This window comes from Streptosporangium sp. NPDC049248, from assembly GCF_040678965.1.
Taxonomy (GTDB): Bacteria; Actinomycetota; Actinomycetes; order Streptosporangiales; family Streptosporangiaceae; genus Streptosporangium; species Streptosporangium fukuiense.
The window spans coordinates 636817-662507 of record NZ_JBFAQY010000001.1; the positions used below are offsets into that span (position 1 = coordinate 636817).

General features: G+C 70.6%; 21 protein-coding genes. 10 read left to right on the top strand and 11 right to left on the bottom strand.

The window, feature by feature from the left end; all coding sequences use genetic code 11:
- The first annotated feature begins 107 nt into the window (after positions 1-107).
- On the top strand, positions 108-1433 hold the full coding sequence (locus AB0K21_RS02945) for a hypothetical protein (RefSeq protein ID WP_364147609.1): 1326 nt from the start codon (positions 108-110) through the stop codon (positions 1431-1433).
- A 190-nt stretch (positions 1434-1623) separates the two neighbouring features.
- On the opposite strand, the gene AB0K21_RS02950 is transcribed toward AB0K21_RS02945, so the two are convergent.
- Positions 1624-2628 (bottom strand): RDD family protein, encoded by a 1005-nt coding sequence (locus AB0K21_RS02950; protein WP_364147333.1) that lies wholly within the window; start codon positions 2626-2628, stop codon positions 1624-1626.
- 37 nt (positions 2629-2665) lie between these two features.
- Between AB0K21_RS02950 and AB0K21_RS02955 the strand changes: the two genes are divergently transcribed.
- Complete coding sequence (locus AB0K21_RS02955; protein ID WP_343980271.1) at positions 2666-3661, top strand: stage II sporulation protein M; 996 nt, start codon at positions 2666-2668, stop codon at positions 3659-3661.
- 97 nt (positions 3662-3758) lie between these two features.
- On the opposite strand, the gene AB0K21_RS02960 is transcribed toward AB0K21_RS02955, so the two are convergent.
- From AB0K21_RS02960 to AB0K21_RS02980, 5 genes are all read right to left on the bottom strand, one after another.
- Positions 3759-5123: a DUF58 domain-containing protein gene (locus AB0K21_RS02960; protein WP_343980268.1), complete on the bottom strand. Its 1365-nt coding sequence runs from the start codon at positions 5121-5123 to the stop codon at positions 3759-3761.
- 3 nt (positions 5124-5126) lie between these two features.
- A complete protein-coding gene (locus AB0K21_RS02965) occupies positions 5127-6050 on the bottom strand; it encodes a MoxR family ATPase (RefSeq protein WP_343980396.1) in 924 nt (307 codons plus the stop codon).
- Between the two features lie 101 nt (positions 6051-6151).
- Complete coding sequence (locus AB0K21_RS02970) at positions 6152-7327, bottom strand: DUF4350 domain-containing protein (protein ID WP_364147335.1); 1176 nt, start codon at positions 7325-7327, stop codon at positions 6152-6154.
- Positions 7324-7980 (bottom strand): DUF4129 domain-containing protein, encoded by a 657-nt coding sequence (locus AB0K21_RS02975; protein ID WP_343974466.1) that lies wholly within the window; start codon positions 7978-7980, stop codon positions 7324-7326. Before AB0K21_RS02975 ends, AB0K21_RS02970 begins: the two co-directional genes overlap by 4 nt.
- The gene (locus AB0K21_RS02980) at positions 7965-9269 is read right to left on the bottom strand and encodes a hypothetical protein (RefSeq protein ID WP_364147338.1); all 1305 of its coding nucleotides are present in this window, start codon (positions 9267-9269) and stop codon (positions 7965-7967) included. The genes AB0K21_RS02975 and AB0K21_RS02980 overlap by 16 nt, the downstream gene beginning before the upstream one ends.
- Before the next feature lie 343 nt (positions 9270-9612).
- Between AB0K21_RS02980 and mtrA the strand changes: the two genes are divergently transcribed.
- From mtrA to AB0K21_RS03010, 6 genes are all read left to right on the top strand, one after another.
- A complete protein-coding gene (gene mtrA, locus AB0K21_RS02985; RefSeq protein WP_030907316.1) occupies positions 9613-10290 on the top strand; it encodes an MtrAB system response regulator MtrA in 678 nt (225 codons plus the stop codon).
- Between the two features lie 24 nt (positions 10291-10314).
- On the top strand, positions 10315-12054 hold the full coding sequence (gene mtrB / locus AB0K21_RS02990; protein ID WP_343974448.1) for an MtrAB system histidine kinase MtrB: 1740 nt from the start codon (positions 10315-10317) through the stop codon (positions 12052-12054).
- Positions 12044-13831: an LpqB family beta-propeller domain-containing protein gene (locus tag AB0K21_RS02995; RefSeq protein ID WP_343974445.1), complete on the top strand. Its 1788-nt coding sequence runs from the start codon at positions 12044-12046 to the stop codon at positions 13829-13831. The genes mtrB and AB0K21_RS02995 overlap by 11 nt, the downstream gene beginning before the upstream one ends.
- Positions 13832-13947: 116 nt before the next feature.
- Positions 13948-14652, top strand: coding sequence for a phosphoribosyltransferase family protein (locus AB0K21_RS03000; RefSeq protein WP_364147344.1), 705 nt, complete (start codon positions 13948-13950; stop codon positions 14650-14652).
- 615 nt (positions 14653-15267) lie between these two features.
- Positions 15268-15909, top strand: a complete 642-nt coding sequence (gene raiA / locus AB0K21_RS03005; RefSeq protein ID WP_343978963.1) for a ribosome-associated translation inhibitor RaiA — start codon at positions 15268-15270, stop codon at positions 15907-15909.
- 94 nt (positions 15910-16003) lie between these two features.
- Positions 16004-16708 (top strand): response regulator transcription factor, encoded by a 705-nt coding sequence (locus tag AB0K21_RS03010; protein WP_364147348.1) that lies wholly within the window; start codon positions 16004-16006, stop codon positions 16706-16708.
- A gap of 168 nt (positions 16709-16876) precedes the next feature.
- Here AB0K21_RS03010 and AB0K21_RS03015 read toward each other — a convergent pair whose 3' ends face one another.
- The gene (locus tag AB0K21_RS03015; protein WP_364147351.1) at positions 16877-18088 is read right to left on the bottom strand and encodes a crosslink repair DNA glycosylase YcaQ family protein; all 1212 of its coding nucleotides are present in this window, start codon (positions 18086-18088) and stop codon (positions 16877-16879) included.
- A gap of 107 nt (positions 18089-18195) precedes the next feature.
- Entirely contained in the window at positions 18196-18441 is a 246-nt protein-coding gene (locus AB0K21_RS03020) for an HGxxPAAW family protein (protein WP_343978972.1), read from the bottom strand.
- Positions 18442-18694: 253 nt separating this feature from the next.
- Between AB0K21_RS03020 and secA the strand changes: the two genes are divergently transcribed.
- Positions 18695-21508 (top strand): preprotein translocase subunit SecA, encoded by a 2814-nt coding sequence (gene secA, locus AB0K21_RS03025; protein ID WP_343978975.1) that lies wholly within the window; start codon positions 18695-18697, stop codon positions 21506-21508.
- Between the two features lie 47 nt (positions 21509-21555).
- Here the strand turns inward: secA and AB0K21_RS03030 are convergent, their stop codons facing one another.
- The 3 genes from AB0K21_RS03030 to AB0K21_RS03040 all read right to left on the bottom strand — a co-directional run bounded on the left by AB0K21_RS03030 (position 21556) and on the right by AB0K21_RS03040 (position 24439).
- On the bottom strand, positions 21556-22065 hold the full coding sequence (locus AB0K21_RS03030) for an Rv3235 family protein (RefSeq protein ID WP_364147354.1): 510 nt from the start codon (positions 22063-22065) through the stop codon (positions 21556-21558).
- A gap of 216 nt (positions 22066-22281) precedes the next feature.
- Positions 22282-23649 carry a PTS transporter subunit EIIC gene (locus AB0K21_RS03035; RefSeq protein WP_364147357.1) on the bottom strand — a complete coding sequence of 456 codons (1368 nt, stop codon included), beginning with the start codon at positions 23647-23649 and terminating at the stop codon, positions 22282-22284.
- A 49-nt stretch (positions 23650-23698) separates the two neighbouring features.
- Entirely contained in the window at positions 23699-24439 is a 741-nt protein-coding gene (locus AB0K21_RS03040) for a GntR family transcriptional regulator (protein ID WP_030907291.1), read from the bottom strand.
- A 159-nt stretch (positions 24440-24598) separates the two neighbouring features.
- Between AB0K21_RS03040 and AB0K21_RS03045 the strand changes: the two genes are divergently transcribed.
- Positions 24599-25633: an SIS domain-containing protein gene (locus AB0K21_RS03045; protein ID WP_364147359.1), complete on the top strand. Its 1035-nt coding sequence runs from the start codon at positions 24599-24601 to the stop codon at positions 25631-25633.
- Positions 25634-25691: the final 58 nt, after the last annotated feature.

The window sequence follows — 25691 nt, forward strand, 5'->3', positions numbered from 1 at the left end:
CAATTTGCTAATTTATGCATGCCTTATGTCCGTTCCAAGGAGGCACCCGAGTGTTCGCTCCACGAAGGACCGTCAGGGCATTGGTCGTGGCGGCGACGGCCGCCGCGATGCTGATGACCACGGTCTCCGCGCAGGCCGCCGACATTCCCCCGCCCGGTGAGGTCGTCACCAGTCCCAACGTGACGCACGTGGCCACCCTGCCCAAGCTTCCCGGCCTTGAGACCACCGTCAACAGCGACATCGCCTTCCAGGGCGACTACGCCTACGTCGGCAACTACGGCGGTTTCTCGATCTACGACATCAGGGACCCGAAGCGGGCCAAGCTGGTCAGCGGCGTGCTGTGCCCCGGTTCCCAAATGGACGTCTCCGTCTACGGCGACCTGTTGTTCGGCGCGGTCGACAACTCCCGCAGCGACGACTCCTGTAACAGCGTCGGTCAGGGCGCCGACATCAAGGAGTCGTGGGAAGGCGTCCGGATCTTCGACATCAGCGACAAGAAGAACCCCAAGTACATCAAGGCGGTGGAAACCGCCTGTGGCTCGCACACCCTGACGCTGGTTCCCGGTAAGGGCAGGGACAAGAAGAACGTCTACCTGTACGTCTCCTCCTACGCCCCGAGCGACTCGTTCCCCGACTGCCTGCCGCCGCACGACAAGATCTCGATCATCAAGGTGCCGCTGCGCAAGCCGACCGACGCGGCCGTGGTCAGCACGCCGGTCGTCTTCCCCGACGGAGGCAACGAGACGCAGCCCGGCCTGCTGCGCCCGACCAGCGGTTGCCACGACATCACCGTCTACGCGGAGAAGGACATCGCGGCCGGAGCCTGCATGGGGGACGGCGTCCTGTTCGACATCTCCGACCGGGAGAAGCCGGTGGTCACCGCGCGGACCACCGACCCGAACTTCGCGTTCTGGCACTCGGCGACGTTCAACAACCGGGGCACCAAGGTCATCTTCACCGACGAGCTCGGCGGCGGTGGCGCGGCCACCTGCAACGAGGCGATCGGCCCGAACCGCGGTGCCGACGCCATCTACGACATCGTCCGCGGCAAGCTGGTCTTCAAGAGCTACTTCAAGATCGGCCGCTACCAGGCCGACACCGAGAACTGTGTCGCGCACAACGGCTCGCTGATCCCGGTCAAGGGCAAGGACATCCTGGTCCAGGCCTGGTACCAGGGCGGCGTCTCCTTCGTGGACTTCACCGACTCGGCCCGCCCGCAGGAGTTCGGCTTCTTCGAGCGGGGCCCCGAGCCGAACGGCGGGGGCGGCGGCATCTGGTCGGCGTACTACTACAACGGCTATGTCTACGCCAGCGACTTCTACCGGGGCCTGGAGGTCATCAAGATCGACGACCGCCGTACCGACCCGGCCAGGAACGTGCGCCTGGACCGGCTGAACGTGCAGACCCAGGCCTCCTACCAGGGCGGTCACTGAACGTCCTGAGGTGAGTTCGCAGGTCTGCTGAGAAGAGGGATGGCGGGTCTCCCGCCATCCCTCTTCGCCTGCCGGGCACCGGTGGCACCGCGTTCCCCTGACTCGCCCGCGGACGGCGTACGAGCGGTCGTCGTCGGGGAACGGCGAAGGCGATGTCTCGCCGCCCGTACGAGGTGCCTGTCCGGGACGGTCAGGCCGGAGGGACGAAACCGCCCGGCGTGGGGCCGGGGGCCTGCTCGACGGGCCGGGTGCGGGGCGGGGGCGCCGGATACGACGGCCCGGCCGGGGGCGGGAGCGGGATCCTCGGCTGTGACGGCCGGTAGGCCGGCCGGCCGTAGGGCTCGGGGGCGGCCCCGGGAGGGGCGTACGGCCGCTCTCCGCTTCCGGGAGGCGCATAGGGCTGGGGCGAGGCGTGGCCGGGCCACTGCTGGGCGGGCCGGGGCGCGCCGGTCCGCTGCGCCAGGCGCGCCTGCTCGCGGCGCCGGCGTTCGGCCAGGACGGCGGTGAGGTAGGCGAACGGCGGCACGCCGGGCGGGGCGGGCGGGGACACGAAGGCCGACATCTCGGTGGCGATGCGCACCCCCATCCCGTGCTGCACCGCGGGGGCCAGATCGTGCCAGCGCATGAGGTACTGCCGCGCGGTGGCCGCGACCTGCTCGGGCAGCCGCGACAGCTCCAGCGTCGCCGCCCAGGAGGCGAGCTGCGGCGGCATGTCCAGCGGAGGCCCGTACTGCCGCGGGGCACGCTCGGAGATCACGATGGTGCCGGAGAAGACGTCGCCGAGCCGCTTGCCCCTCTCCGAGATCAGCGAGCTGATCAGCGCGGGGGCGCCGCTGAGCATCCAGAACTCCAGGACCCCGGCCAGCCCGCGGAACAGGGCCTGCCGGAACCGCTCGGGACCGCCGTCATCGCTGACGACCCGAAGCCCGAGGGCGAGCTTGCCCAGGCTGCGCCCGCGCGTGAGCGTCTCGAACACCACCGGGTATCCCACGATCACGAGCACGGTGAGCACGAGGTAGACCATCGTGGTCAGGGCCGGGTCGCTCAGCAGGCCCAGGCTGCCGACCAGCAGGGAGATCCCCAGCAGCATCAGGACCTGGACCGTCATGTCGATCAGCAGCGCCGCGGCCCTGCTCGGGAGCTGGGCGACGCGGACCTCGACGACCACGGCCTCGCCGGTTACGACATCGGACACAATCAGCACCCTACCCGTGACTGGATAGGCTGCCCGCGTGGACATCGACGCCTTCGTCACCGCGCACCGGCCCGCCTGGGACCGCCTTGAGGATCTGGTCCGGCGGCGTGGCTCGCTGGACGGCGCGGAGGTCGACGAGCTCGTCGACCTCTACCAGCGGGTGGCCACGCACCTGTCCCTGGTCCGCTCGGCCTCGGCGGACCCGATCCTGGTGGGCCGCCTGTCGGCGCTCGTCGCCCGCGCCCGTTCGGCGGTGACCGGGGCGCACACCCCGGCCTGGCGGGAGTTCGTCCGCTTCTTCACCGTCTCCTTCCCGGTGGTCGCCTACCGGGCCCGCTGGTGGTGGATGGCCACCGCCGCCGCCTTCCTGCTGGTCTCCACGGTCGTCGCCGTCTGGGTGGCGCGAAACCCCGGCGTCCAGGCGGCGATCGCCACCCCGGAACAGATCACCCAGCTCGTCGAGCACGACTTCGCCGACTACTACTCGGAGAACCCGGCGACCTCCTTCGCCGGCCAGGTCTGGGTGAACAACGCCTGGGTCTCGATGCAGGTCATCATCATGTCCATCCTGCTCGGCCTGCCGATCCCGTACGTCCTGTGGGAGAACGCGGCCAACGTGGCCGTCTCCGCCGGGTTGATGGCCTCGCGCGGCAAGCTCGACATCTTCTTCGGCCTGATCACTCCGCACGGCCTGCTGGAGCTGACCGCGGTGTTCCTCGCCGCCGCCGTCGGCATGCGCCTCGGCTGGACGGTCGTGGACCCCGGCCCGCGCAGGCGCGTCGAGGCCCTGGCCGAGCAGGGCAGGGCCGTGATGAGCGTGGCGCTCGGCCTGGTCGTGGTGCTGCTGGTCTCCGGGCTGATCGAGGGGCTGGTCACCCCCTCGGGGCTGCCCACCTGGGCGCGGATCGGCATCGGGGTGGTCGCGGAGGCCGCCTTCCTGGCCTATGTGATCTTCTTTGGCCGCCGGGCCGTGGCCGCCGGCGAGACCGGCGACGTGGAGCGCGCCCCCGACCTCGCCCCGAGCGCCGGCTGAGCGCCCCGCCGGGCCTCCCGGGCCCGCCGGCCTCGCCGAACATGACGATCCCCGGACTCGGACCCCCGGACGCGCCTCCAGGGCACCGGGACGACGATCAGAGCCGCCCGGACGCCTTCAGCGCCAGGTAGGCGTCGGCCAGGGCGGGGGCGAGCTGCTCGGGGGCGGCGTCCACCACCTCCACGCCCTGGCGGCGCAGCAGGGCGGTGATCCGCCGCCGCCCCGCGCTCAGCCGCTCGGCCGCCGCCGCGCCGTAGACCAGCTCGGAGGTGCCGCGCCCGGCGGCCATCTCGGCCACCTGCGGGTCGGAGACGGCGGCCAGGAGCACCAGATGCCGGGCGGAGAGCTGGGGGAGCACCGGCAGCAGGCCCTCCTCCAGTGCCGCCGGGTTGAGGTCGGTCAGCACGACGACCAGGCAGCGCCGCCTGGCCCGTGACATGACCGCGGCGACCATCGAGGCCGAGTCGGCCTCGACCAGCTCGGCCTCGATCGGAGCCATGGTGTTGACCAGCGAGGACAGCAGCTCCGTACGGCCGGCGCCGGACACCCAGGCGCGCACCGCGCGGTCGTGGGCCAGGAAGTCGACCCGGTCGCCCGCGCGGGAGGCCAGCGCGGCCAGGAGCAGTGCCGCGTCCATCGACCAGTCGAGGCGGGGCCAGCCGGGCACCACCCGCGACCTGCCCTGCCGACCGCTCCTCGGTACCTCGCCGGCCAGCGGGATCGGGGCGGTGCCCACCCGCCCGGCCGAGGTACGGCCGGTGTCGAGCACGATCAGCACCCGCCGGTCGCGCTCCGGCCGCCAGGTGCGGACCACGACGTCGTTGCGGCGCGCGGTGGCCCGCCAGTCGATCGAGCGTACGTCGTCGCCGACCACGTACTCCCGCAGCGAGTCGAACTCGGTGCCCTGCCCCCTGACCATCGACGGATGCCGGCCCTCCAGTTCCCTGAGCCTGGACAGCTTGGCGGGCAGGTGCTTGCGGCTGAGGAAGGGCGGCAGCACCCGGACCGACCAGGGCACCCGGTGCGAGCCCTGGCGGCCCGCGATGCCCAGCGGCCCCAGCGCCCGCACCGTCACCGTGACCGCCTCGCGGTCACCCCTGCGGGTGGGGGTGAGCGTCGTGACCAGCCGGCGGCGCTCGCCGGCCGGCACGTCCAGCGGCAGGTGCCGGGGGGCGGCCCCGGCGGACGGGGGCCAGGCGTCCCTGAGCACGCCGCGCACCCTGCGGGGACCGGGGTTCTCCACGATCAGCTCGACCGCGACCGACTCACCGAGCCGTACCAGCCGCTCGCCCGAGCGGGTGAAGCGCAGCGGGCGCACGCTTCCGGCCAGCAGCAGGTCGATCACGACCAGCACCGCGATCAGCAGCGCCACCCCGGCCACGGCGGGCCCCCCGCGGGGGGCGAACAGCACGACCAGGGTGCCCAGCAGGGCCAGCAGCGCGGCCCGTCCTGTCAGCGCCATGGGTCAGCGGGGTACGGGGACGGAGGCGAGGACGGCGTCGATGAGGCCGTCGGCGGTCGCGCCCTCCAGTTCGGCCTCGGGGCGCAGCTGGATCCGGTGCCGCAGCGCGGGCCTGGCCAGTGCCTTGACGTCGTCGGGCGTCACGTAGGCGCGGCCCGACAGCCATGCCCAGGCCCGCGCCCCGGCCAGCAGCGCGGTCGCGCCACGCGGTGAGACGCCGAGCTGGAGCGAGGGCGACTGGCGGGTGGCCCTGGCGATGTCCACGATGTAGCCGAGCACCTCGGGGCCCGCGTGCACCTGGCTGACCGCCGTGCGTCCCGCGGCGAGGTCGGCGGCGGTGGCCACGGCCCTGATGTGCGACAGGTCGCGCGGGTCGAAGCCGAGTGCGTGCCGCTCCAGCACCGCGATCTCCTGGTCGCGGGGCGGCAGCGGGACGGTCAGCTTGAGCAGGAACCGGTCGAGCTGCGCCTCGGGCAGCTGGTAGGTGCCCTCGTACTCGACGGGGTTCTGGGTGGCGGCCACGATGAACGGGTCCGGCAGCCCGCGCGCCGTCCCCTCCACGCTGATCTGGCGCTCCTCCATCGCCTCCAGCAGCGCGGCCTGCGTCTTCGGAGGGGTTCTGTTGATCTCGTCGGCGAGCAGCAGGTTGGTGAAGACCGGCCCCTCGCGGAACTCGAACTCCGAGGTCTTCGCGTCGTAGATCAGCGAACCGGTGATGTCGCCCGGCATGAGGTCGGGGGTGAACTGCACGCGCTTGAAGTCGAGAGAGAGCGCCGCCGCCAGGGTGCGCACCAGCAGGGTCTTGGCGACGCCCGGCACGCCTTCGAGCAGCACGTGGCCCCGGCAGAGCAGCGCGATCACCAGCCCGGTGACCACGGCGTCCTGGCCGACGACCGCCTTGGCGACCTCGGCGCGCAGGGCTCCCAGCGCCTCCCTGGCGCCGTCCGCGCTCTGTGCGGCGGGTGCGCCGGGCGCGGTCCTGACGACGGAGGTCGCCTCGGCGAGATCGCCGTTCCCCGGTGGTGTGGTCACGACTTTCCGACCTGCCTTTCCACGATGTCCATGTATTCGGCCAGGGCTACCAGCCCCGCCTCGTCGAGTGGCGGAGGTCCGTACAGGGCGGCGCCCACATGTGGCGCCGGCTGGCCGGTCCGCTCGGCGATCGCGTTCACCAGCGCGTCGGCTCCCGCCCTTGAGGGCAGCCCGAGACGGGGGGTCACCCGGTCGATGAAGCCGGCGCGCAGGGCCGCGGCGGCCCGATCGCGGGCACGCCTCGCACGGTAGAGCCTGGCACGTCCCTCGACGGTCTCGGCCGCCCTGACGACGACGGGCAGCCGCTCGGCCACCACGGGCCCGAGCCTGCGGCCCCGCCAGAGCGCCAGCAGCAGCACCGCGACGAGCACCTGCACCACGGCCCACTTGACCCCGGCGGGGATCAGATCGTAGAAATCCGCCTCACCACGTGCCGCCGAGGTGGTCTCGGGGGGCGTCAGCCAGATCAGGGTGGGGCGCCCGCCGGCGAGGTTCATCGCCAGCGCGGCGTTGCCGTCCTCGGCGAGCCGCAGGTTGGTCATGAACTGCCCGTCGCCCGTGACGGTGACCTTCCGGTCCCCTGTGGGGTGGAAGACCAGGGTGGGCCGCCCGTCGGCGGGGTAGCAGCCGGTCGCCCCGGCGGGCAGGGTGAACGCCGTGCCGCCGAGGTAGGCGCTGCCCGCCCTCGCCGCGGCGGGCAGCGCGCACCGGGGCTCGCGGGAGCGCGCCCGCACCTCCCGCGCCGGGCCCACCCCCGGTGCGAGCCGCTCCAGATGTGACCGTACGCCCACCAGCAGCAGGTCCGACGGTGTCGCGGCGAGCCGATCCGCCTTCGCCTCGTCGAGCGGGAAGGCGTCGCTCACCAGCAGGGTGCTGCCGGTGGAACCGGCCTGCCCGGCCTGGGACTCGGCCTCGGCGACCGAGGTGACCCGCGCGACCCGCACGCCCCGCGCCTGTAGCAGCCGGGCCAGGCCCTTGCCGCCGGACAGTGAGGTGTCGGCGGGGTCGAGGGGCCTTCCCGCCGGGCCGGAGCCGCCGAGCAGCACGCCGACGACGGCGACGGCGACCACCAGGATCGCCACCAGGAGGGCCCCCCTGCCGCCGCGCCAGAGGCCGCGGGCGGTCGGCGAGGTGGAGGTCGACCCGGCTCGCTCGGGCGCGGCCAGGCTCATGGTGTCCCCATCCGTACGGGCGACGCCGGGCGGGCGGCGCGCAGGTGCTCGTCGAGAGCGCACATGACCCGGTACGCCTCGGGCGTGCCGGGCACCTCGCCGTAGGTGACGTCGTCGAACACCCGGGCCGCCGCGGCCAGTTCGGCGGCGAGCGCGGGTAGCGCGAGCCCGGCCTCGGCCGCCAGCTCCCCGGCGGTGCGGCCGGGCGTGGAGTCGACGATCACGCGGTCCTCCAGGTCGCGGGCGACGGCCCGGAGCCGCTCGCGGACCGCCTCGGCCCACCGCGCCTCCGCGGCCAGCCGCTCGGCGGCCTCGCGGTGTTCGGCGGCGGTGAGGCGGCGGTCACCGAAGAGACCCTCCGCGCGCGTGGAGGTACTCCTGGCGGTTCTGCGGGCGACCAGGAACACCGCGACGGCGATCCCGATCACGATCACGATGAGGACGGCCCGCGCCGCCAGGCTGCCGACGACGCCCGCGGACTCCTGGTCGAGCAGGTCGCCGAGGAACTGGTTCACCCCTCGCCACAGGCGGTCGACCAGGGGTTCCTTGGCGTACTCGGCTCCGAGCAGCTCCTGGATCGCCCGGCGTCGAGCCTCCTCGCGCCCGATGTCGATCGGGGACGCCGGGAACGGGAACGTCAGGAGTGGGACCACGGAGCTCCCTGATCGGGGGACCCGTGCCGCGCGGGGCCGGGGGGCGTGACGGAGGGATCCCACAGATCGTCGGCCGAGGCGTGCACCCAGCCCTGCCGTCGCTGCTCGATCGCCGCGGTCTGGAGCACCAGGTCGAACGCCTCGGTGCGCATCCGCCGGTCGGCGTAGAGCAGGCCGTTGACCGCGGCCTGGAAGGGGTAGGTGATCATCGCGCCGACGGTCGCGCCCACGGCGATGAGGACCGCCGTGGCGATCTGCGCCCCGAGGGAGCCTCCGCCCAGGAGGCCCAGGAGGCTCCCGCCCAGGGTGAACGGGAAGGAGAGCAACGTGCCGACCAGACCGGCGAGGATCTGGGTGAGCAGCAGGATGCCGAGTGTCCGCCAGAAGCCGCCGGAGACCAGGTTCCAGGACCTGCGCAGGGAGTCGACGACGCCGCGCCGTTCCAGCACCGCGGCCGCGGGGGCGAGCGCCAGCCGGGTGGTGATGAACAAGGCGTACGCCACGTAGGACAGCAGCGCCAGCAGGCCCACGATGACCACCGCGGGGAGTCCGGCACCGGCCGCGTCGAGCGCGGCGAACAGTCCGACGAACAGGAGCATCGGGGCGAGTACGGCCACCGTGCTGACGATCACCAGCCCGAACAGCGTGGGCACCCGGCTCCGGGTCAGCGCCCAGGCCTCGCCCGTCGTCATCTTGCCGCCGAAGACGGCGCGGCCCAGGATGCGCGTCAGCACGCCGGTCAGCAGCGTCACCGCCACGAGCTGCACCGCGTAGGAGAGCAGGGTGCCGCCGTACTGGGAGAGGAAGCTCATCTCCGGAAGGTTCGCCGACGCTTCCGGGTCGCTCAGGCTCTCCAGGGTCACCGCGGTGTCGCCCAGCAGGAGCGCCTGCCCGATCGCCACGGGGATCGCGCTCAGCGCCGCGGCGATCGCGGACAGGCCCAGGACGCTCTTGGGGTTGGAGCGGATCAGCTTGATCGCGCCGTCCAGGATGTCGCCCAGGCCGAGCGGGCGCAGCGGGATGATCCCGGGGCGCATCGCGGGGGGCTCCTGGCGCACGCCGTAGGGCGGCGAGCCGTAGGGCGGCGAGCCATGGGGCGGCGGGCCGTAGGGGCCCTGCTGGTGCGGTGCCTGGCCGTGGGGTGGCCCGGGAGGCGGCGGGCCTGCGGGGGAGCCGGGGGCCGAGCCGGGTGCGGTCCACGGCGATCCCGGGGCATCGCCGTACGGCGGAGGTTGGTTGGACGCCCAGCCCGGGGGCGTACCGGGAGCGGAGCCGTGACCGTCTGACATATCCCAATCCTGGCATGTGGTCACACCGTTCGTGGTGATCGGGTGATCACGCGGACGTTTCATCTCCCCGAAGAGCGGCGGAGATGCCAGAGGGATGGCCGAGACGCCGTCGTTTACCGCAGACTGGGAGCGTGGTCATCGCCGCCCGGCGTTCGCAGTCGCCGGGACCGGTGGTGATCGTGCGGGGGCACCATTGCGCGCTTCGCGTTGTGTACGCCTAAAGTTCGTCATTTGGAAGGCTGGTCGTTGGCCGGTGTCATCTACTCGACGGGCAAGGGTAATCTTCGACGACCGAGCGGTTTATCCCAATAACTCCCGAACTGCGTAAAACGAATGAGGGGCCATGAAAGGACGCGTGCTGGTCGTCGACGACGACGCCGCTCTCGCCGAGATGCTCGGTATCGTGCTGCGCGGGGAGGGTTTCGAACCTTCCTTCGTCTCCGATGGTGACAAGGCGCTCGACGCGTTCCGCGACACTCGGCCGGATCTTGTACTGCTCGACCTGATGCTGCCCGGCGCCGACGGGATCGACGTCTGCCGCCGGATCCGGGCCGAGTCCGGGGTGCCGATCGTCATGCTGACGGCCAAGAGCGACACCATCGACGTGGTGCTCGGCCTGGAGTCCGGGGCCGACGACTACATCGTCAAGCCCTTCAAGCCCAAGGAACTCGTCGCCAGGGTGCGGGCCAGGCTGCGCCGCACCGACGAGCCGACGCCGGAGATCCTGCAGATCGGCGACATCACCATCGACGTCGCCGGACACTCGGTCAAGCGGGAGGAGGAGACCATAAACCTCACCCCGCTGGAGTTCGACCTGCTGGTCGCCCTCGCCCGCAAGCCGCGCCAGGTCTTCACCCGCGAGGTCCTGCTCGAACAGGTCTGGGGCTACCGCCACGCGGCCGACACCCGCCTGGTCAACGTGCACGTCCAGCGACTGCGAGCGAAGATCGAGAAGGACCCGGAGCATCCCGAGATCGTGGTGACGGTCCGGGGGGTCGGTTACAAGGCCGGCCCGGCCTAGCCGAGACTCCCCCCGGAGCCCGAGATGCCTCCCGCGCCGAAGAAACGCCGCCGCACCCCGCGCCAGTTGCTGCGGGGTGTCCGGCGTCGTACCCGGCGGGCGGCCGGAAGGGTGCGCCGCGTCTTCTGGCGCTCGCTCCAGCTGCGCGTGGTCACCAGCACGATGGTCATCTCCATCGTGGTCGTCGCCGTGCTCGGCGTCTTCCTCATGCAGCAGATCGTCAGGACCACCCTGGAGACCAGGGAGAGCGCGGCGAAGAGCGAGGCCCAGGCCGACCGGAACGCGGTGCTCGGCTATCTCAACCAGCCGGCCGAGGCCGCCAAGCAGCCCGTCGAGTCGGGCCAGGCGCTCCAGCCGGGGGGAAGCAGCCCGCTCAGCCAGGCCACCGAGGCGCTCGCCCGCCGGGCCGGGTCGGCCAGCCGCTACTCGGTGATCATCCGTAACGAGGGGCTGTCGGGGGAGTTCTACGGCACCACGAACATCGACCCCGTCAGCATCCCGGCCAGGCAGCGCGACGAGCTGTTCAAGAAGGAGGCGGGCGAGGACAGCACCTGGTACACCCCGCTGTACTACAAGGGGCAGCCCGACCAGCCGGTGCCCGGGATGATCATCGGCACCCGCCTCGACACCTGGGGGACCAGGCTCGACTCGTCGTATGAGATCTACCACCTCGTCCCGCTGGACAAGGAGGAGAAGACGCTCGCCTCCGTCCAGCAGATGATCATCCTTGTCGGCGCCGGCCTCGTGCTGCTGCTGGCCGCGATCTCCTCCCTGGTCACCCGCCAGGTCGTCACGCCGGTGCGGCTGGCCAGGCAGGCCGCCGAGCGGCTGGCCGCAGGGCGCCTGGACGAGCGCCTGAAGGTCCGCGGCGAGGACGACCTGGCCCGCTTGGCCACCTCCTTCAACGAGATGGCCGCCAACCTGGCACTGAAGATCCACCAGTTGGAGGAGCTCTCCCAGGTCCAGCGGCAGTTCGTCTCGGACGTCTCACACGAGCTGCGCACCCCGCTGACCACCGTGCGGATGGCCGCCGACCTGCTCTACGACGCCCGCGAGGACTTCGACCCGATGGCGGCCAGGTCGGCCGAGCTGATGCAGAACCAGCTCAACCGGTTCGAGGCGATGCTCGCCGACCTCCTGGAGATCAGCCGCTACGACGCCGGCGCGGCCGATCTCGACGTCGACTCCGTGGACGTCAGGGATGTGGTGCTCCGCGCCGTCGCCGACTCCGAGGCGCTGGCCGAGCGCCACTCCACCCGTTTCGACCTGCGCCTGCCCGGCGAGCCCTGCATGGCGGAGATGGACAGCCGCAGGGTCGAGCGCATCCTGCGCAACCTGCTGTTCAACGCGATAGAGCATGGCGAGGGCCGGGACATCGTCGTCTCGGTCGCCGCCGACAGGGACGCGGTGGCGGTGGCCGTACGCGACCACGGGGTGGGGTTGAAACCCGGCGAGGAGAACCTGGTCTTCGACCGGTTCTGGCGGGCCGACCCGTCCAGGGCGCGCACGATCGGCGGTACGGGACTGGGCCTGGCGATCTCCAGGGAGGACGCCATCCTGCACGGCGGCTGGCTGCAGGCCTGGGGCTCGCACGGGGAGGGGTCGCAGTTCCGGCTCTCGCTGCCCAGGGTGGCGGGGGCGGTCCTGCGGGGCTCGCCGCTGCCGCTGGTACCGCCGGAGGTGGAGATGCGCCGCACGTGGCGCGGGCACATGACGCCGGTGCTGTCGCCGGCGGTGGCCGACGGGGGACGCGATGCCGACTGAGCGCGCGCGGAAGGCGGGGACGGCGATCCTGGCCGTCACCCTGGTCTGTGGGGCGTCGGCCTGCTCGGTCATCCCCACCGGCGGCAAGTCCGTCGTCGCCGTCGACAACGAGCGCAAGGGCAACCCGCTGGGCGACCCGTACGCGCGGGTCATCGCCATGCCGCCGAAGGCCGCCTGGTCGCCGGAGGAGGTCGTCACCGGCTTCCGCGCCGCGATGGCGAGCCCCGACGACCCCGACTTCCAGATCGCCCGGCAATACCTCACCGGCGACTTCGCGAACAACTGGAACCCGCACAGCGGTGTCACGGTCTACCGGCAGGGTGACTACGAGAAGTTCGCGCCGCTCCGGGAGGGGGACAAGCACGCCCAGGTCACACTCAAGGGCACCAAGACCGCCATCATCGATCAGGACGGCCGTTACCGTCCGAGCGGCGGCCCGCTGAACCAACCCTTCACGCTCGCCAAGGAAGCGGGCGGGGAGTGGCGCATCAGCGCGGCCCCCGACGGGCTCCTGCTCTCCGAGGCCGACGTCGCCCGCGGCTACCTCCCCGTGGATCTCTATTTCCTCGACTCCCACTGGAAGGGGTTGGTGGTCGATCAGGTGCGGGTACCGATCGACCCGGCCGCCAACTTCGCCAAGACGACCGTGGAGCGGCTGCTTCAGGGACCGAGCAGCTCCCTCAAGGGCTCGGTGCGCTCCGCCCTCGCCGACACCGAGCTCATCGACGTCACCACCGAGAACAACCGGGTCGTCGTCGACCTCACCAGGCGGGTGGACCCCGACCTGATCGACCCGATGTCGGCCCAGCTCGCCGCGACGCTCACCGCGCTCACCAAGGGCGGCTGGGGTTTCGAGGTCAAGGTCAACGGCGAGTCGTACTACGCCGACACGCCGCTGCAGATCGACGCCCAGGAGCAGTCGAACTTCGACCCGTGGACGACCCCCGACACCGTCACCTCGTTCTATCTCGCCGACGGCGCCCTGTGGCTGCTGGACAAGGAGAACGTCGGACGGCCGGTGCCGGGCAGGGCCGGCCAGAAGAAGAACGCGCTCACCCGCCCGGCGATCAGCGGCCAGCCGGTGCAGCAGGTGGCGGCGCTCGCCCAGGACGGCAGGAGCGTCTCCGTCGCGCCGCTCGCCGCGGGCGGCGAATGGCGGGTGTGGGCCACCGGCGAATCCCTCATCCAGCCGTCCTGGGACCGCTACAACACGCTCTGGACCGTCGACCGGCCCAACGACCACACCTCGATCGTGACCAGGCACGACGGTGACAACAAGCACCGCTACCGGGTGTCGGCCCCCGACCTGGAGACGGCCTACGTCAAGTCGCTGAAGGTCGCGCGGGACGGCGTGCACGTCGCGGTGGTCGTCAAGGACGGGCTGGGCGAGCAGGTCCACATCGGCACCGTCATCGGTGAGCGGGAGAACACGCGCATCGCCAACCTCCAGACCGTGGTGGACAGTGAGGGCAAGCGGACGATCAAGGACATAGCCTGGAAGGACGGCAAGACCCTCTACGCGCTCACCGGCAAGTCGGAACTGCTGGAGGCGTCGGTCACCGCGGAGCCGAAACCCCTGGCCTTCGACTCGCGGATAGGGATAGAGAGCATCACCGCGCTGGACAGCATCCTGCTGGCCGGGGCCAAGGACGACCAGGGCAACCGGCAGGTCCTCTACTGGACCTCCACCAAGTGGGAGCCACTGGTCAAGAACGAGACCGGTTCGACGGACTTCACCGAGAACGGCCCGTCCGCGCCGGCCTTCCCCCTGGGCTGAGCCGCCTTGACCGCGGGCCGGTCCCGGGCCGCCCCGGGCCTCCCGCGGCGGGGGCGGGCTCCCGGCCGATGCTCTGGGCTGGGCTTTTTGTCGGTGCGAGATGACACATTGGGGTGGTGACGACCGCCATGCTCGACCTGATCCTGCCGCCCCGCTGCGCCGGATGCGACGCGCCGGGCTCCCTCGTCTGTCCCCGCTGCGCGGCGGAGCTGCACGGAACGCCCGCGCGCCGGATGCCCGACCCCGCCCCGCCGGGCCTGCCGGAGTGCTGGTCGGCGGCCGAATACACCCCCGCCGTACGGCGGGCGGTCATCGCCTACAAGGAGCGCGGCCGCACGGTCCTGGCACCTCCCCTGGCCGGGGCCCTGGCCCTGGCCGTCGCCACGGCGGCCGGCGAGCGGCCGGTGCTGCTCGTGCCGGTGCCCAGCGCCCGGCCGGCCCACCGGCGCCGCGGGCACGATCCGGTGGCCAGGCTCGCGGAGCTGGCGGCCGGTTGCCTCCGCCAGGCCGGCTGGCCCGCGACCGTGGCGAGGGTCCTCGCCCAGCGGCGGCGGGTCGCCGACCAGGCGGGGCTGAGTTCGCTCCAGCGGGCTGCGAATCTGTCCACGGCCTTCTCTGTCACGATCGGCCGCAACGCGCCTGTGCCGCGTTCCTGGGGTGGCACAGAGGCGATTGTGCTGGTCGACGACATCGTCACCACCGGAGCGACGCTCGCGGAGGCCGCGAGGGCGATGCGCGAGGTCGGCGTGACGCCGTCCTTCGCCGCCACGGTCGCCGCGACACGCCGGAGAGTCCGAACCGGCGGACGCGACGGAGGGTGAGAGGCTCGCGGAGCCGGTGGCCGGTCGCCTCCGCCAGGCCGGCCCTCGCCGCGACACGCCGGAGAGTCCGAACCGGTGAACGTGACGGAGGGTAAAGAACGGTCTCGGCGCCCCACCTCACTCCGAGGCCACACCTCACTGTCCCCATCGTGCCTTCTGGGCTGCTCAACGGTGGCGAACGGCCCTCGCCTCCGGCGCCGCCCACCCGTGGGACAGGGTCTTCGGTGATCGGCCGCCAGGCGGTGAAGCACACAAAGTGATCCTTGACACGATCGCCAAGCTGACATTCGGCCGGGATGCGGATAGCGTCTGAGCCATGGCACCCGCTCGGGTCCGTGGTTGCGCCGGACCGACCCCCGACAGGGGGCCGGCACGGCTAGCCGATGCCAGCCGCAGGCCAAACGGTCCACGTAAGACGACTTTTCGTCGATCGATCACGGTGCGGCTTAGAGGTAAGTCCTGCCTTCCCGGGGAGCCAGATGTTCCTCGCCAGAAGAGAAGGGCATGTAGTGGCAAAGAGCTGCGAAACCCTCAGCAGGCGGATGTGGGGACGAAGACCAGGTCGGCCGAGCGGGTGCCGCAGTACCACCGTCGAGATTCGAAGGGGGGCCGTGCATGGAGATCATCGTCAAGGGTCGGCACACCGGAGTGAGTGACCGATTCCGTGACCACGTGAACACCAAGCTGGCCAGGATCGAGCGTTTGGACCACAAGCTCATTCGCGTTGACGTGGAGGTGTCCAAAGAACGTAATCCCCGTATCGTCGATCAGCGAGAGCGTGTCGAGCTCACCATTCATTCACGTGGTCCAGCGGTCCGGGCGGAGGCCTCGGCCGACGACCGTTTCGCCGCCCTTGACATCGCACTCGGCAAGCTCGAAGGACGGCTGCGGCGTCTCGCCGACCGGAGAAAGATCCACCACGGCAACCACTGCCCCCCCTCGGTCGCCGAACTGACGGCCACCGCGCTCGCGGAGACGTTCGAGAGCGCCCCGGACCGGTCGCTCACCGAGCAGGCCGAGACCGACCTTTCCGAGGACAAGACCATCATCCCGATCCAGATGGACGGGGATGGGCCGCTGATGGTCAGGGAGAAGTTCCACAAGGCCGATCCGATCACGATCGACCAGGCACTTCTGGAGATGGAACTGGTGGGGCACGACTTCTACCTGTTCCGTGACAAGGAGAGCGGGCAGCCGAGCGTCGTATACCTGCGTCAGGGGTACAACTACGGCGTGCTGCGGCTCGTCGAGCCCTGACGAACGCGCTCAAAGATCCTCTCCGACCAACCGAGGACCATGAAACCCGTGTAATCATGGCGGTCCACCGGCTCTGGCCCCCCGAGGAGGAGGCGTGACGGAACCCGACGACGCAACCAGCCCGACCGGACGCGGCGAACCGATCCGCGTGCTGATCGTTGACGATCACGCGCTGATCCGCCGCAGCCTGGAGATGGCGCTGGCCGCGGAGACGGACATCGAGGTTGTCGGCGAGGCGAGCGACGGACAAGAGGCGGTCGAGCTCGCCGACCGCCTCACTCCGGATGTCATGCTCATGGACGTCCGGATGCCACGGAGAAGCGGTATCGAGGCCACTCGTGAGATCAAGGCCTCGGTGCCGAGCACGCGGATCATCATGTTGACCGTGAGTGACGAGGAAGAGGACCTCTTCGAGGCGATCAAGGCGGGCGCCACCGGCTACCTGCTGAAGAACGTCCAGCTCGACGAGGTGCCGGAGGCCGTACGCGGTGTCCACGAAGGACAGTCGCTGATCAATCCGGCGATGGCCGCCAAACTCATCAGCGAGTTCGCCAGCATGAGCCGCAAGGAGGCCGAGCGGCCCCCGCAGCTCCCCGTCCCGCGCCTGACCGACCAGGAGATGGAAGTGCTTCGCCTGGTCGCGAAGGGGATGAACAACCGCGAGATAGCCAAGCAGCTGTTCATCTCCGAGAACACGGTGAAGAACCACGTCCGGAACATCCTGGACAAGCTGCAGCTCCACTCCCGGATGGAGGCGGTGGTCTACGCGGTCCGCGAGCGGATGCTTGAGATCACCTGACCCGCCCCCGGTGCGGTGACCGCGGGACGGTCACCGCACCCGTGCCGCCGTACGGGTGCGGCGGCCGGGGCCCTGCGGCGCCCGGGCGGCCCAGCGGGGCTCAGCGTCATGGTCCGGCGTCACGGTCCGGCGTCGCGGCTCGGCGAGATCGACTCGGTGCGTCCGTGCTCAGGGCACCCGGCTCAGGGCGTCCTGAAGGGGGCCGGCCAGCAGGGGATCCACCCGCTCGACCCGGACGGCGTCGCAGCCGACCCAGCTCGCCGCCTCCCAGAGCGCCCCGGCCAGCGAGGCCGCGCCCCTGCCGGGCGTGACGCCGGGTTCAAGGCTCACCTGGCGGGCCACCAGGGTGGCACCCTCGCGGGCGGGGTCGACGCGCCCGATCAGCCGGCCTCCGGCCAGGACCGGCATCGTGAAGTAGCCGTGGACGCGCTTCTCCCTGGGAACGTACGCCTCAAGGCGGTGGTTGAAACCGAACACGCGGGCGGTGCGCGCGCGATCCCAGACGAGGGAGTCGAACGGGGAGAGCGGGGTCGTGCGGTGCCGGCCTCTGGGCTCGGTCTCCAGCGCGGCGGGATCGGCCCAGGCGTCCGCGGCACGCTCGGGCCATTCGGGGACGCGGACGGGGACCAGCCCGGCGGACCCGTCGCGCAGGCAGCTGTCGAGCAGCAGCGCCTCGGGTGCCTTCAGCCGCAGGAAGTCGACGAGGTCGGCGCGGGTGGCCACCCCGAGCGCGCGCCCGGCGATGCCGGCGAGCCGGGTGACGCACTCGGCGTCGGACGGCTCCTCGGCCAGCAGGTGCCCGGGGACCGCGCGCTCGGCCAGGTCGTAGACACGGCGCCAGCCCACCCTGCGCGTGCAGACGACCTCGCCGGTGTCGAGCAGCCACTCAATGGCGATCTTGGAGTCGGACCAGTCCCACCACGGGCCGCCCTTCTTGGCTCCGCCGATGTCGGCGGTGGTGATCGGGCCGCTCTCGCGGACCCGCTGCAGCACCGCCTCGACACTGTCGGGCACCTCGTGCCAGCGGAACTTCCTGGCCCGGAAGTACCTCCGCCTGAAGGCGTACAGCGGCCAGTCGTCGATCGGCAGGACGCAGGCGGCATGACACCAGTACTCGAAGGCCCTCGCGGGCTCGTCCCAGTAGGCCCGCTCGACCTCCCGCCTGCCGACGGCGCCGAGGCGGGCGTACGCGACCAGTTCGTGGGAGCGGGCCAGCACGGAGATCGTGTCGAGCTGGACGGCACCCAGGCGGCGCAGGGCCGCGGGGGCGCCGCCGCGTCGGGACTCCGCGCCGAGGAACCCCTGAGCACGGAGGATGATACGACGGGCCTCGTCTGAGGAGAGGGAGAGCTTCATGACCGCCCCGGGAGGAGACAACACGGTGTGCGGCTGAGGCTAGCGCCTGACACCGACAAAAATGCTATGCCGGTGTCAGGGCGTCGCCGGGCAGGGGGACCCGGATCCGGTGACGGCGACTCCGGCCGGCGTCAGCCGAGGACGCCCCGGGCGGTCCGGTCGCGCGTCGTGCGGGGCCTGTCCACGACGACGTCCTGGAAGACCCGGAAGACCAGCACCAGGATGGCCCCGATGACGCAGACCGCCGCGCCCGCCCACAGCAGAAACCAGTTGGGACCCGTGCAGAGGCCGGTTCCGGCGATGGCGGAACCCAACATGATCACGGTCACCGCCAGCCAGGACGACGCCCTGCCCCAGTGGTCATCCCTCGCCGTCACGGCCTCTCCCTCCGAGAGGGCTGTGTCGAATTCACATGATCACCTGATACGAACATGACAAAAGACGACATACCCTTTGAAGTTGGCCGTACTCTCTCAAAGAAGCGGGCAAGGAACTCCACAGGCCACAAGAGCGTCTTTCAGGGTGGCTGTGTCTGGTGGCGGAACCGCCTACGATGGCAGCGGAGAACCATGTCTCGTCCTCAGCCGGGCCGGTCCGGCCGCGGAAGACCTGCGAGGAGCTTTACCTAAAGTGCCAGCCTTTCTCGATAAGATTCTTCGCGCCGGCGAAGGCAAGCTTCTGCGTAAGCTCAAGCGGATCGCCGACCAGGTCAACTCCATTGAAGACGACTTCACGAGCCTGACCGATGCCGAGCTTCGCGCACTGACCGCCGACTACAAGCAGCGCTACGCCGACGGCGAGTCTCTCGACGACCTGCTTCCCGAGGCCTTCGCCACCGTTCGCGAGGCGTCCCGGCGGGTGCTGGGCAAGCGCCACTTCGACGTGCAGATCATGGGCGGGGCCAACCTGCACATGGGCAACATCTCGGAGATGCGCACCGGTGAGGGCAAGACCCTCACCTGTACGCTGCCCACCTACCTCAACGCCATCTCGGGCAAGGGCGTCCACGTCATCACGGTCAACGACTACCTGGCCAAGCGCGACGGCGACGAGATGGGCCGCATCCACCGCTTCCTCGGTCTCGAGGTCGGCGTGATCCTGGCCAACATGCCCTCCGACGAGCGCCGCAAGCAGTACAACGCCGACATCACGTACGGCACGAACAACGAGTTCGGCTTCGACTACCTGCGCGACAACATGGCATGGTCGCTGGAGGAGTGCGTCCAGCGCGGCCACCACTTCGCCGTCGTCGACGAGGTCGACTCGATCCTCATCGACGAGGCCAGGACGCCGCTGATCATCTCAGGGCCCGGTGAGCAGTCCGGCAAGTGGTACTCCGAGTTCGCCAAGATCGTTCCTCGGCTCCGCAGGGGCACCGAGGGCAAGGACGGCGAGGAGAACACCGGCGACTACGCCGTCGACGAGAAGAAGCGCACGGTCGGCATCTTCGAGTCCGGCGTGGAGAAGGTCGAGGACTGGCTCGGCATCGAGAACCTCTACAAGCCCGAGCACACCCACCTGGTCGGCTTCCTCAACAACGCGCTGAAGGCCAAGGAGCTCTACAAGAAGGACAAGGACTACATCGTCGTCGACGGTGAGGTCCTGATCGTCGACGAGTTCACCGGTCGCGTCCTGCACGGCCGCCGCTACAACGAGGGCATGCACCAGGCCATCGAGGCGAAGGAAGGCGTCAAGATCAAGGACGAGAACCAGACTCTCGCCACGATCACGCTGCAGAACTACTTCCGCCTCTACGAGACGCTCTCCGGCATGACCGGCACCGCGGCGACCGAGGCCAACGAGTTCCACCAGACCTACAAGCTCGGCGTCGTCCCGATCCCGACGAACCGGCCGATGATCCGCAAGGACCAGGCCGACGTGGTCTACAAGACCGAGGACGCCAAGTTCCTGGCCAGCGTCGAGGACATCAAGGAGCGCTACGAGAAGGGCCAGCCGGTCCTGGTCGGCACCACGAGCGTCGCCAAGTCCGAGCGCCTGGCCAAGGAGCTCAAGCGCAAGGGCATCAAGCACGAGGTCCTCAACGCGAAGAACCACGCCCGTGAGGCCGCGATCATCGCCGAGGCGGGCCGCAAGCACGCCGTCACCGTGGCCACCAACATGGCCGGTCGAGGCACCGACATCATGCTCGGCGGCAACCCCGACTTCCGTGCCGACCTGGAGCTGCGCAGCCGCGGCCTCGACCCGGTCGAGACCCCGGAAGAGTACGAGAAGGCCTGGGGCGAGGCGCTGGAGAAGGCCAAGGAGGCCGTGAAGGCCGAGCACGACGAGGTCACCGAACTCGGCGGCCTCTACGTCCTGGGCACCGAGCGGCACGAGTCGCGGCGCATCGACAACCAGCTCCGCGGCCGTTCCGGCCGTCAGGGAGACCCGGGTGAGTCGCGCTTCTACCTCTCGCTCGAGGACGACCTCATGCGCCTGTTCAACTCGGCCAGGGTCGAGATGATCATGACGCGCCTCAACATCCCGGACGACGTGCCGATCGAGTCGGGCATCGTCTCCAAGGCCATCGCCTCCGCGCAGCACCAGGTCGAGCAGCAGAACTTCGAGATCCGCAAGAACGTTCTGAAGTACGACGAGGTCATGAACCGGCAGCGCAAGGTGATCTACGCCGAGCGTCACCGGGTGCTGGAGGGCGCGGACCTGCACGAGCAGATCCGCGGCTTCGTCAACGACGTGATCGACGAGTACATCGCGGGTGCCACCGCCGAGGGCTTCGCCGAGGAGTGGGACCTCGACAAGCTGTGGAAGGCGCTCGGCCAGCTCTACCCGATCAGCATCACCGCCGACGAGCTCATCGAGGAGGCCGGGGGCCGCGAGGAGCTCACCGCCCAGTTCCTCAACGAGCGGGTGAAGGCCGACGCGATGGCCGCCTACGACCGTCGCGAGGAGGAGATCAACGCGCAGGCCATGAACCCGGAGGGCATGCGGGTTCTGGAGCGCCGCGTCATCCTGTCGGTTCTCGACCGTAAGTGGCGCGAGCACCTCTATGAGATGGACTACCTCCAGGAGGGCATCGGCCTGCGCGCGATGGCCCAGCGCGACCCGCTGATCGAATACCAGCGTGAGGGCTTCGAGATGTTCTCCCAGATGCTCGAGGGCATCAAGGAGGAGTCGGTCGGCTACCTGTTCAACCTCGAGGTCGAGGTGCAGAGCAACCCGATCGTCGAGGAGGCCGAGCCTTCCGAGGACGTGGCGATCGCGGAGACCCGCTCGATCATCGCCCGTGGCCTGCGTGGCCCGCAGCGCCCCGCCGAGCTGGAGTACACGGCTCCGGGGGAGAGCGGTGAGGTGGAGCACACCCGGATCAGGACCAAGGCCGAGCGTGACGCGTACGGCAACGTCGAGCGCAACGCGCCGTGCCCCTGCGGTTCCGGCAAGAAGTACAAGCGCTGCCACGGCGACCCCAAGAACGTCGAGGTCTGATCGCTGATCGGAGGGCCCGCACCCATGGGTGCGGGCCCTCCGGCGTGTCAGGGAGTCGTCTCGAACTCGGTGCAGAGCCACCGCACGCCCCTGCGCTCCAGCCTGAGTGCCAGGACGCGCGAACGGTCGCCGCAGTCGACCACGGCGCACATCTCCACCACCCCGTCCTCGGGCTGGGAGATGTGGGCCCTGCCCGCCCGGGGCGGGCGCGCGCTGTTGATGATCTTCCCGCTCCTGGCCAGCTCGGCCTGGGCCCTGCCGGTCAGGTGACAGGAGACGCTCGCCGGCGGCCGCCTGCCGGACAGGATCTCGGCGACGGCCTGGGCGAGGGCGCGCAGCCGCCGCTCGTCGGGGATCGCCCCCGGCGGGCCCCAGATCAGTGGCCTCCCGGTCGGAGGTGCCGGAGTCTCGGGTTCGAGGGAGAGGGCGAGGGTTCCCTGCACGTACGGAGGCATGGCCGGGATGTCCGTCGCGGGGCGGTCCTCGTCGTAGGGGGGCTCGGCGGCGGGGGACGGCGCGATCCGGGGGAGCGGCGCCGGACGTCGTGGGGGCGACATGGGTGACTCCGATGGGGCTCGGCTTGCGGGCGGAGAGACTGACACATGAAGGAGTTTCCGGCCCACTGCCCAGATACGCGGTCCGCCAACTTTCTGAAAATCCCGGTTGGTTCGTCCCTTCGGGCGGAGAAGGTGACCTTGAGCTGGAGTGGTCCATCCCCGAGGGGAGCGGGTTACGGCCCGAGCTGTGATCTTCGCTGGACGGCCGAAACCACTTCAGGAGCCGGGCGGTCCGGAGTCAGGGCCGCCAGGCGCCGCGCCGGGGGGCGCGGCCGGCTCGCCGGAGTCGATGTCGGGTTCGGGCTCGCGGCCGGGGGTCATGATGTTCAGCTTCCTGATCAGGAAGCTGAACACGGAGTAGTAGATCACCGCGTAGACCAGCCCCATCACGATGACGATCGGTATCCCCCGGGCGTTGGGCGCGGTCCCGTACAGGCCCAGGTCGATCAGCCCTGAGGAGAAGCTGAAGGCGAGCTTGGCGCCCAGGGCGGAGGCGAGGGCCATGGAGATGCCGGTCAGCACGATGTGGATCACGAACAGCACCGGAGCCACGAAGATGAAGGCGAACTCGATCGGCTCGGTGATCCCGGTGAGGAAGGCGGTGAGCGCCGCGGAGATCATGATCGAGCCGACCGCGGTACGCCGGTGCGGCGGTGCGGCCCGCCAGATGGCGATCGCGGCGGCCGGCAGGCCGAACATGAGGACCGGGTAGAAGCCGGCCTCGAAGCCGCCGTAGCCGACGGCGCCGCTGTTGAAGCAGATCATGTCCCCGGCGAGTTTCTTGCCGTCGACCACGCACTCGGGGACCTGGGTCCAGATCACGTTGTTGACGATGTGGTGCATGCCGAGGGGGAGCAGGGCGCGGTTGACCATGCCGTAGATCCCGGCGCCGAGTTCGCTGTTGGAGGCGAGCCAGGTTCCGGAGGCGCGGACCCAGCCGCCGAGCACCGGCCAGACGAAGCCGAGGAACACCCCGATCACGAGTCCGGCGAAGGCGGTGAGGATCGGCACCAGACGGCGCCCGCCGAAGAAGGCCAGCCAGGTCGGCAGCCTGGTGCGGTGGTAGCGCTGCCAGAGCAGCGCCGAGACCAGGCCCATGATGATGCCGCCGAGCACCCTGGTCGGGTTCTGCGCGCCGAGGTCGAGTACCACGCTGGGAACGCCGGGGGTGGCCCGCTCGAACACCTCGGTGGTGATGGACTCCCTCAGGTCGGCGTCGAACAGGATGAAGAACATGTTCATGCTGACGGCGTGGAAGACCAGATAGCCGACGAGCGCCGCCAGGGCGGTGGAGCCGTCGGCCTTGCGGGCGAACCCGATGGCGACACCGATCGCGAACAGGATGGGCAGGTTGTCGAAGAGCGCGCCGCCCGCGGTGCCGACGACGCGGGCCACATCGTCGAGCAGGGCGCTGTCGGTCCGGCCGAGAAGGTCGTCCCGTCCGAGCCTGAACAGCAGGCCCGCGGCGGGCAGGACCGCGATCGGCAGCATCAGAGAACGTCCCAGGCGCTGGAGCACGCTCATCGCGGCGGATCCGGGCCGGTGGACGGCGGACAGGCCCGCGTCCGCCGAGGGGGGACTCATCGGGCTTTCCTCCAGGGGGTGAGGGGGAGGAGTGCGGCGAAGGGCGGGGTCAGGCGCGGCGGGTCGGTAGCTCCAGGATCGTACGGAGCTGGTAGCGGTCGGCGCGATAGGTGGAGACCCCGAGTTCGGCGCAGACGCCTCCCGCGTAGGAGCGTCGCTGCAGCAGCAGCACGGCCCCGCCGCGGGGCAGCTTCAGCAGATCGGCGTCGCCGGGATCGGCGATGCCGCCGTCTATGGTGAGCTCACCGGCGTCGAGCACCAGGCCGTAGCGGGTCTCCAGCAGGGCGTAGAGGGAGCGGCCTGTCAGGTCGTGGGTGTCGAGGTCGGGTGCGATGGAGACGGGAATGTGTGCCCGCTCGATGCACATGGGCTCGCCCGCCGCGGTCCGCAGCCGTTCGATGAAGTGGACCTCGTCGCCCGGTTGGATGCCGAGTTCCCTGGCCAGGTGCGCGCTGGCCCTGACCACCCGGCGGTCCAGGTCGCGGGAGCCGGGTTCCATGCCCCTGGCGCGCATCTCCTCGCTGAAGGAGGTCAGCCGCAGGGCCATCTCGATCTTGGGGCGGGCCACGAAGGTGCCCTTGCCGGCGACCCGCTGGAGCCTGCCCTCGGAGACCAGGTGGTCGACGGCCTGCCGGACGGTCATGCGGGACAGGCCGAAGCGCTGGCAGAGTTCGCGCTCGGACGGGATCGCGGTGCCGATCGCCAGCTCGTTGTTCTCGATGAGGTCGAGCAGGATCTCCCGCAGCTGGAAGTACTTGGGCACCGGGCTGTCCGGGTCGATCTGGGCCACGGGATCCTCCCCCCTCGATCTGAGGTGTCTGATGAGTTATGGTTCGTACTGGTCTAGTCCGGACTAGACCACAGGCCGGAAAAGGGTGTCAACGTACGGACCGGAGACGGATCGATAACGGCCCGATCTCGTCCGTCCGAGCTGAAGGATGAGCGCGAGATGACGACCAAGATGCGCAGCGAGATAGCCGAGCAGCCCGCCGCGTTGCGAGCCACGCTCGACGCCCTTCTCCCCAGAACCGGGGAGGTGGAGCGGCTCGCGGGGCAGACTCGCCAGCTGCTGTTCATCGCCCGTGGCACCTCCGACAACGCCGCAGTCTACGGCCGTTACCTGGCCGAGGCGCACACGGGCAGGCTCTCCACGCTCGCCGCCCCCTCGATCGCCACCACCTACCGGCGCAGGCTGGACCTCGACGGCGTGCTGGCCGTCGCCCTCTCCCAGTCGGGCAGGACCGAGGAGATCGTCGAGACCCTCGCCTGGGCGAAGGACTGTGGCGCCCGGACCGTGGCCATCACCAACGGCGGAGAGCAGAGCCCGCTGGCACAGGCCGCGGACCTCGCCCTGTGCACGGTGGCGGGCGAGGAGAAGGCCGTCCCCGCCACCAAGACCTACACCACCCAGCTCGCCGCCCTCGCCGTGCTCGCCCTCGGTCTCGGCGCGGACGTCGACCCCGGCGACCTGCGGCGGGTTCCGGACGCGGTGGAGAAGCTGGTGGGTGACCCGGGCGACCTGGAGGCGATCGTCGAAGGGCTGGCGGACAAGCCCGGTGTCGTGGTCTCCGGCCGGGGGCTGGCCTTCTCCACCGCGCTGGAGCTGGCGCTCAAGCTCAAGGAGGCGTGCTACCTGCACGCCATGGGCCTGTCGTACGCGGACCTGCTGCACGGCCCGATCGCCGTGGTCGACGCGGACACCCCGGCGATCCTGGTCGCGGCGGGTGAGGGCCCGACCCTGGCCGGCACCGTGGCGCTCGCCGAGCGGGTGACCGGTGCGGGAGCTTCGGCCTACACGGTCGGCGGCGGTACCGCGCTCTCCTCGGTCTCCACCGCCGCGCTGAACGGCCCCGACCTGCCCGAGTGGGTCGCGCCGCTGGGCCTGATCGTCCCCGGTCAGCTGCTCACCGAGGCGCTCGCGCGCAGACTGGGGATCGACCCGGACGCTCCGCGTGGTCTCAACAAGGTGACCCAGACCGAATGATCGCGATACCTCCTCTAGCCTGCCCATAGCCCTGGGGACAGGGTGATCACAACTGGAG

What these genes read in the sequence shown, in the direction of transcription:
- AB0K21_RS02960 (WP_343980268.1), bottom strand. Translation starts at nt 5,123, where the DNA reads ATGGCGCTGACAGGACGGGCCGCGCTGCTGGCCCTGCTGGGCACCCTG.
- AB0K21_RS02980 (WP_364147338.1), bottom strand. Translation starts at nt 9,269, where the DNA reads ATGTCAGACGGTCACGGCTCCGCTCCCGGTACGCCCCCGGGCTGGGCG.
- AB0K21_RS02945 (WP_364147609.1), top strand. Translation starts at nt 108, where the DNA reads ATGCTGATGACCACGGTCTCCGCGCAGGCCGCCGACATTCCCCCGCCC.
- AB0K21_RS02995 (WP_343974445.1), top strand. Translation starts at nt 12,044, where the DNA reads ATGCCGACTGAGCGCGCGCGGAAGGCGGGGACGGCGATCCTGGCCGTC.
- mtrA (WP_030907316.1), top strand. Translation starts at nt 9,613, where the DNA reads ATGAAAGGACGCGTGCTGGTCGTCGACGACGACGCCGCTCTCGCCGAG.
- AB0K21_RS03045 (WP_364147359.1), top strand. Translation starts at nt 24,599, where the DNA reads ATGACGACCAAGATGCGCAGCGAGATAGCCGAGCAGCCCGCCGCGTTG.
- AB0K21_RS02970 (WP_364147335.1), bottom strand. Translation starts at nt 7,327, where the DNA reads ATGAGCCTGGCCGCGCCCGAGCGAGCCGGGTCGACCTCCACCTCGCCG.
- mtrB (WP_343974448.1), top strand. Translation starts at nt 10,315, where the DNA reads ATGCCTCCCGCGCCGAAGAAACGCCGCCGCACCCCGCGCCAGTTGCTG.
- AB0K21_RS03035 (WP_364147357.1), bottom strand. Translation starts at nt 23,649, where the DNA reads ATGAGTCCCCCCTCGGCGGACGCGGGCCTGTCCGCCGTCCACCGGCCC.
- raiA (WP_343978963.1), top strand. Translation starts at nt 15,268, where the DNA reads ATGGAGATCATCGTCAAGGGTCGGCACACCGGAGTGAGTGACCGATTC.
- AB0K21_RS03030 (WP_364147354.1), bottom strand. Translation starts at nt 22,065, where the DNA reads ATGTCGCCCCCACGACGTCCGGCGCCGCTCCCCCGGATCGCGCCGTCC.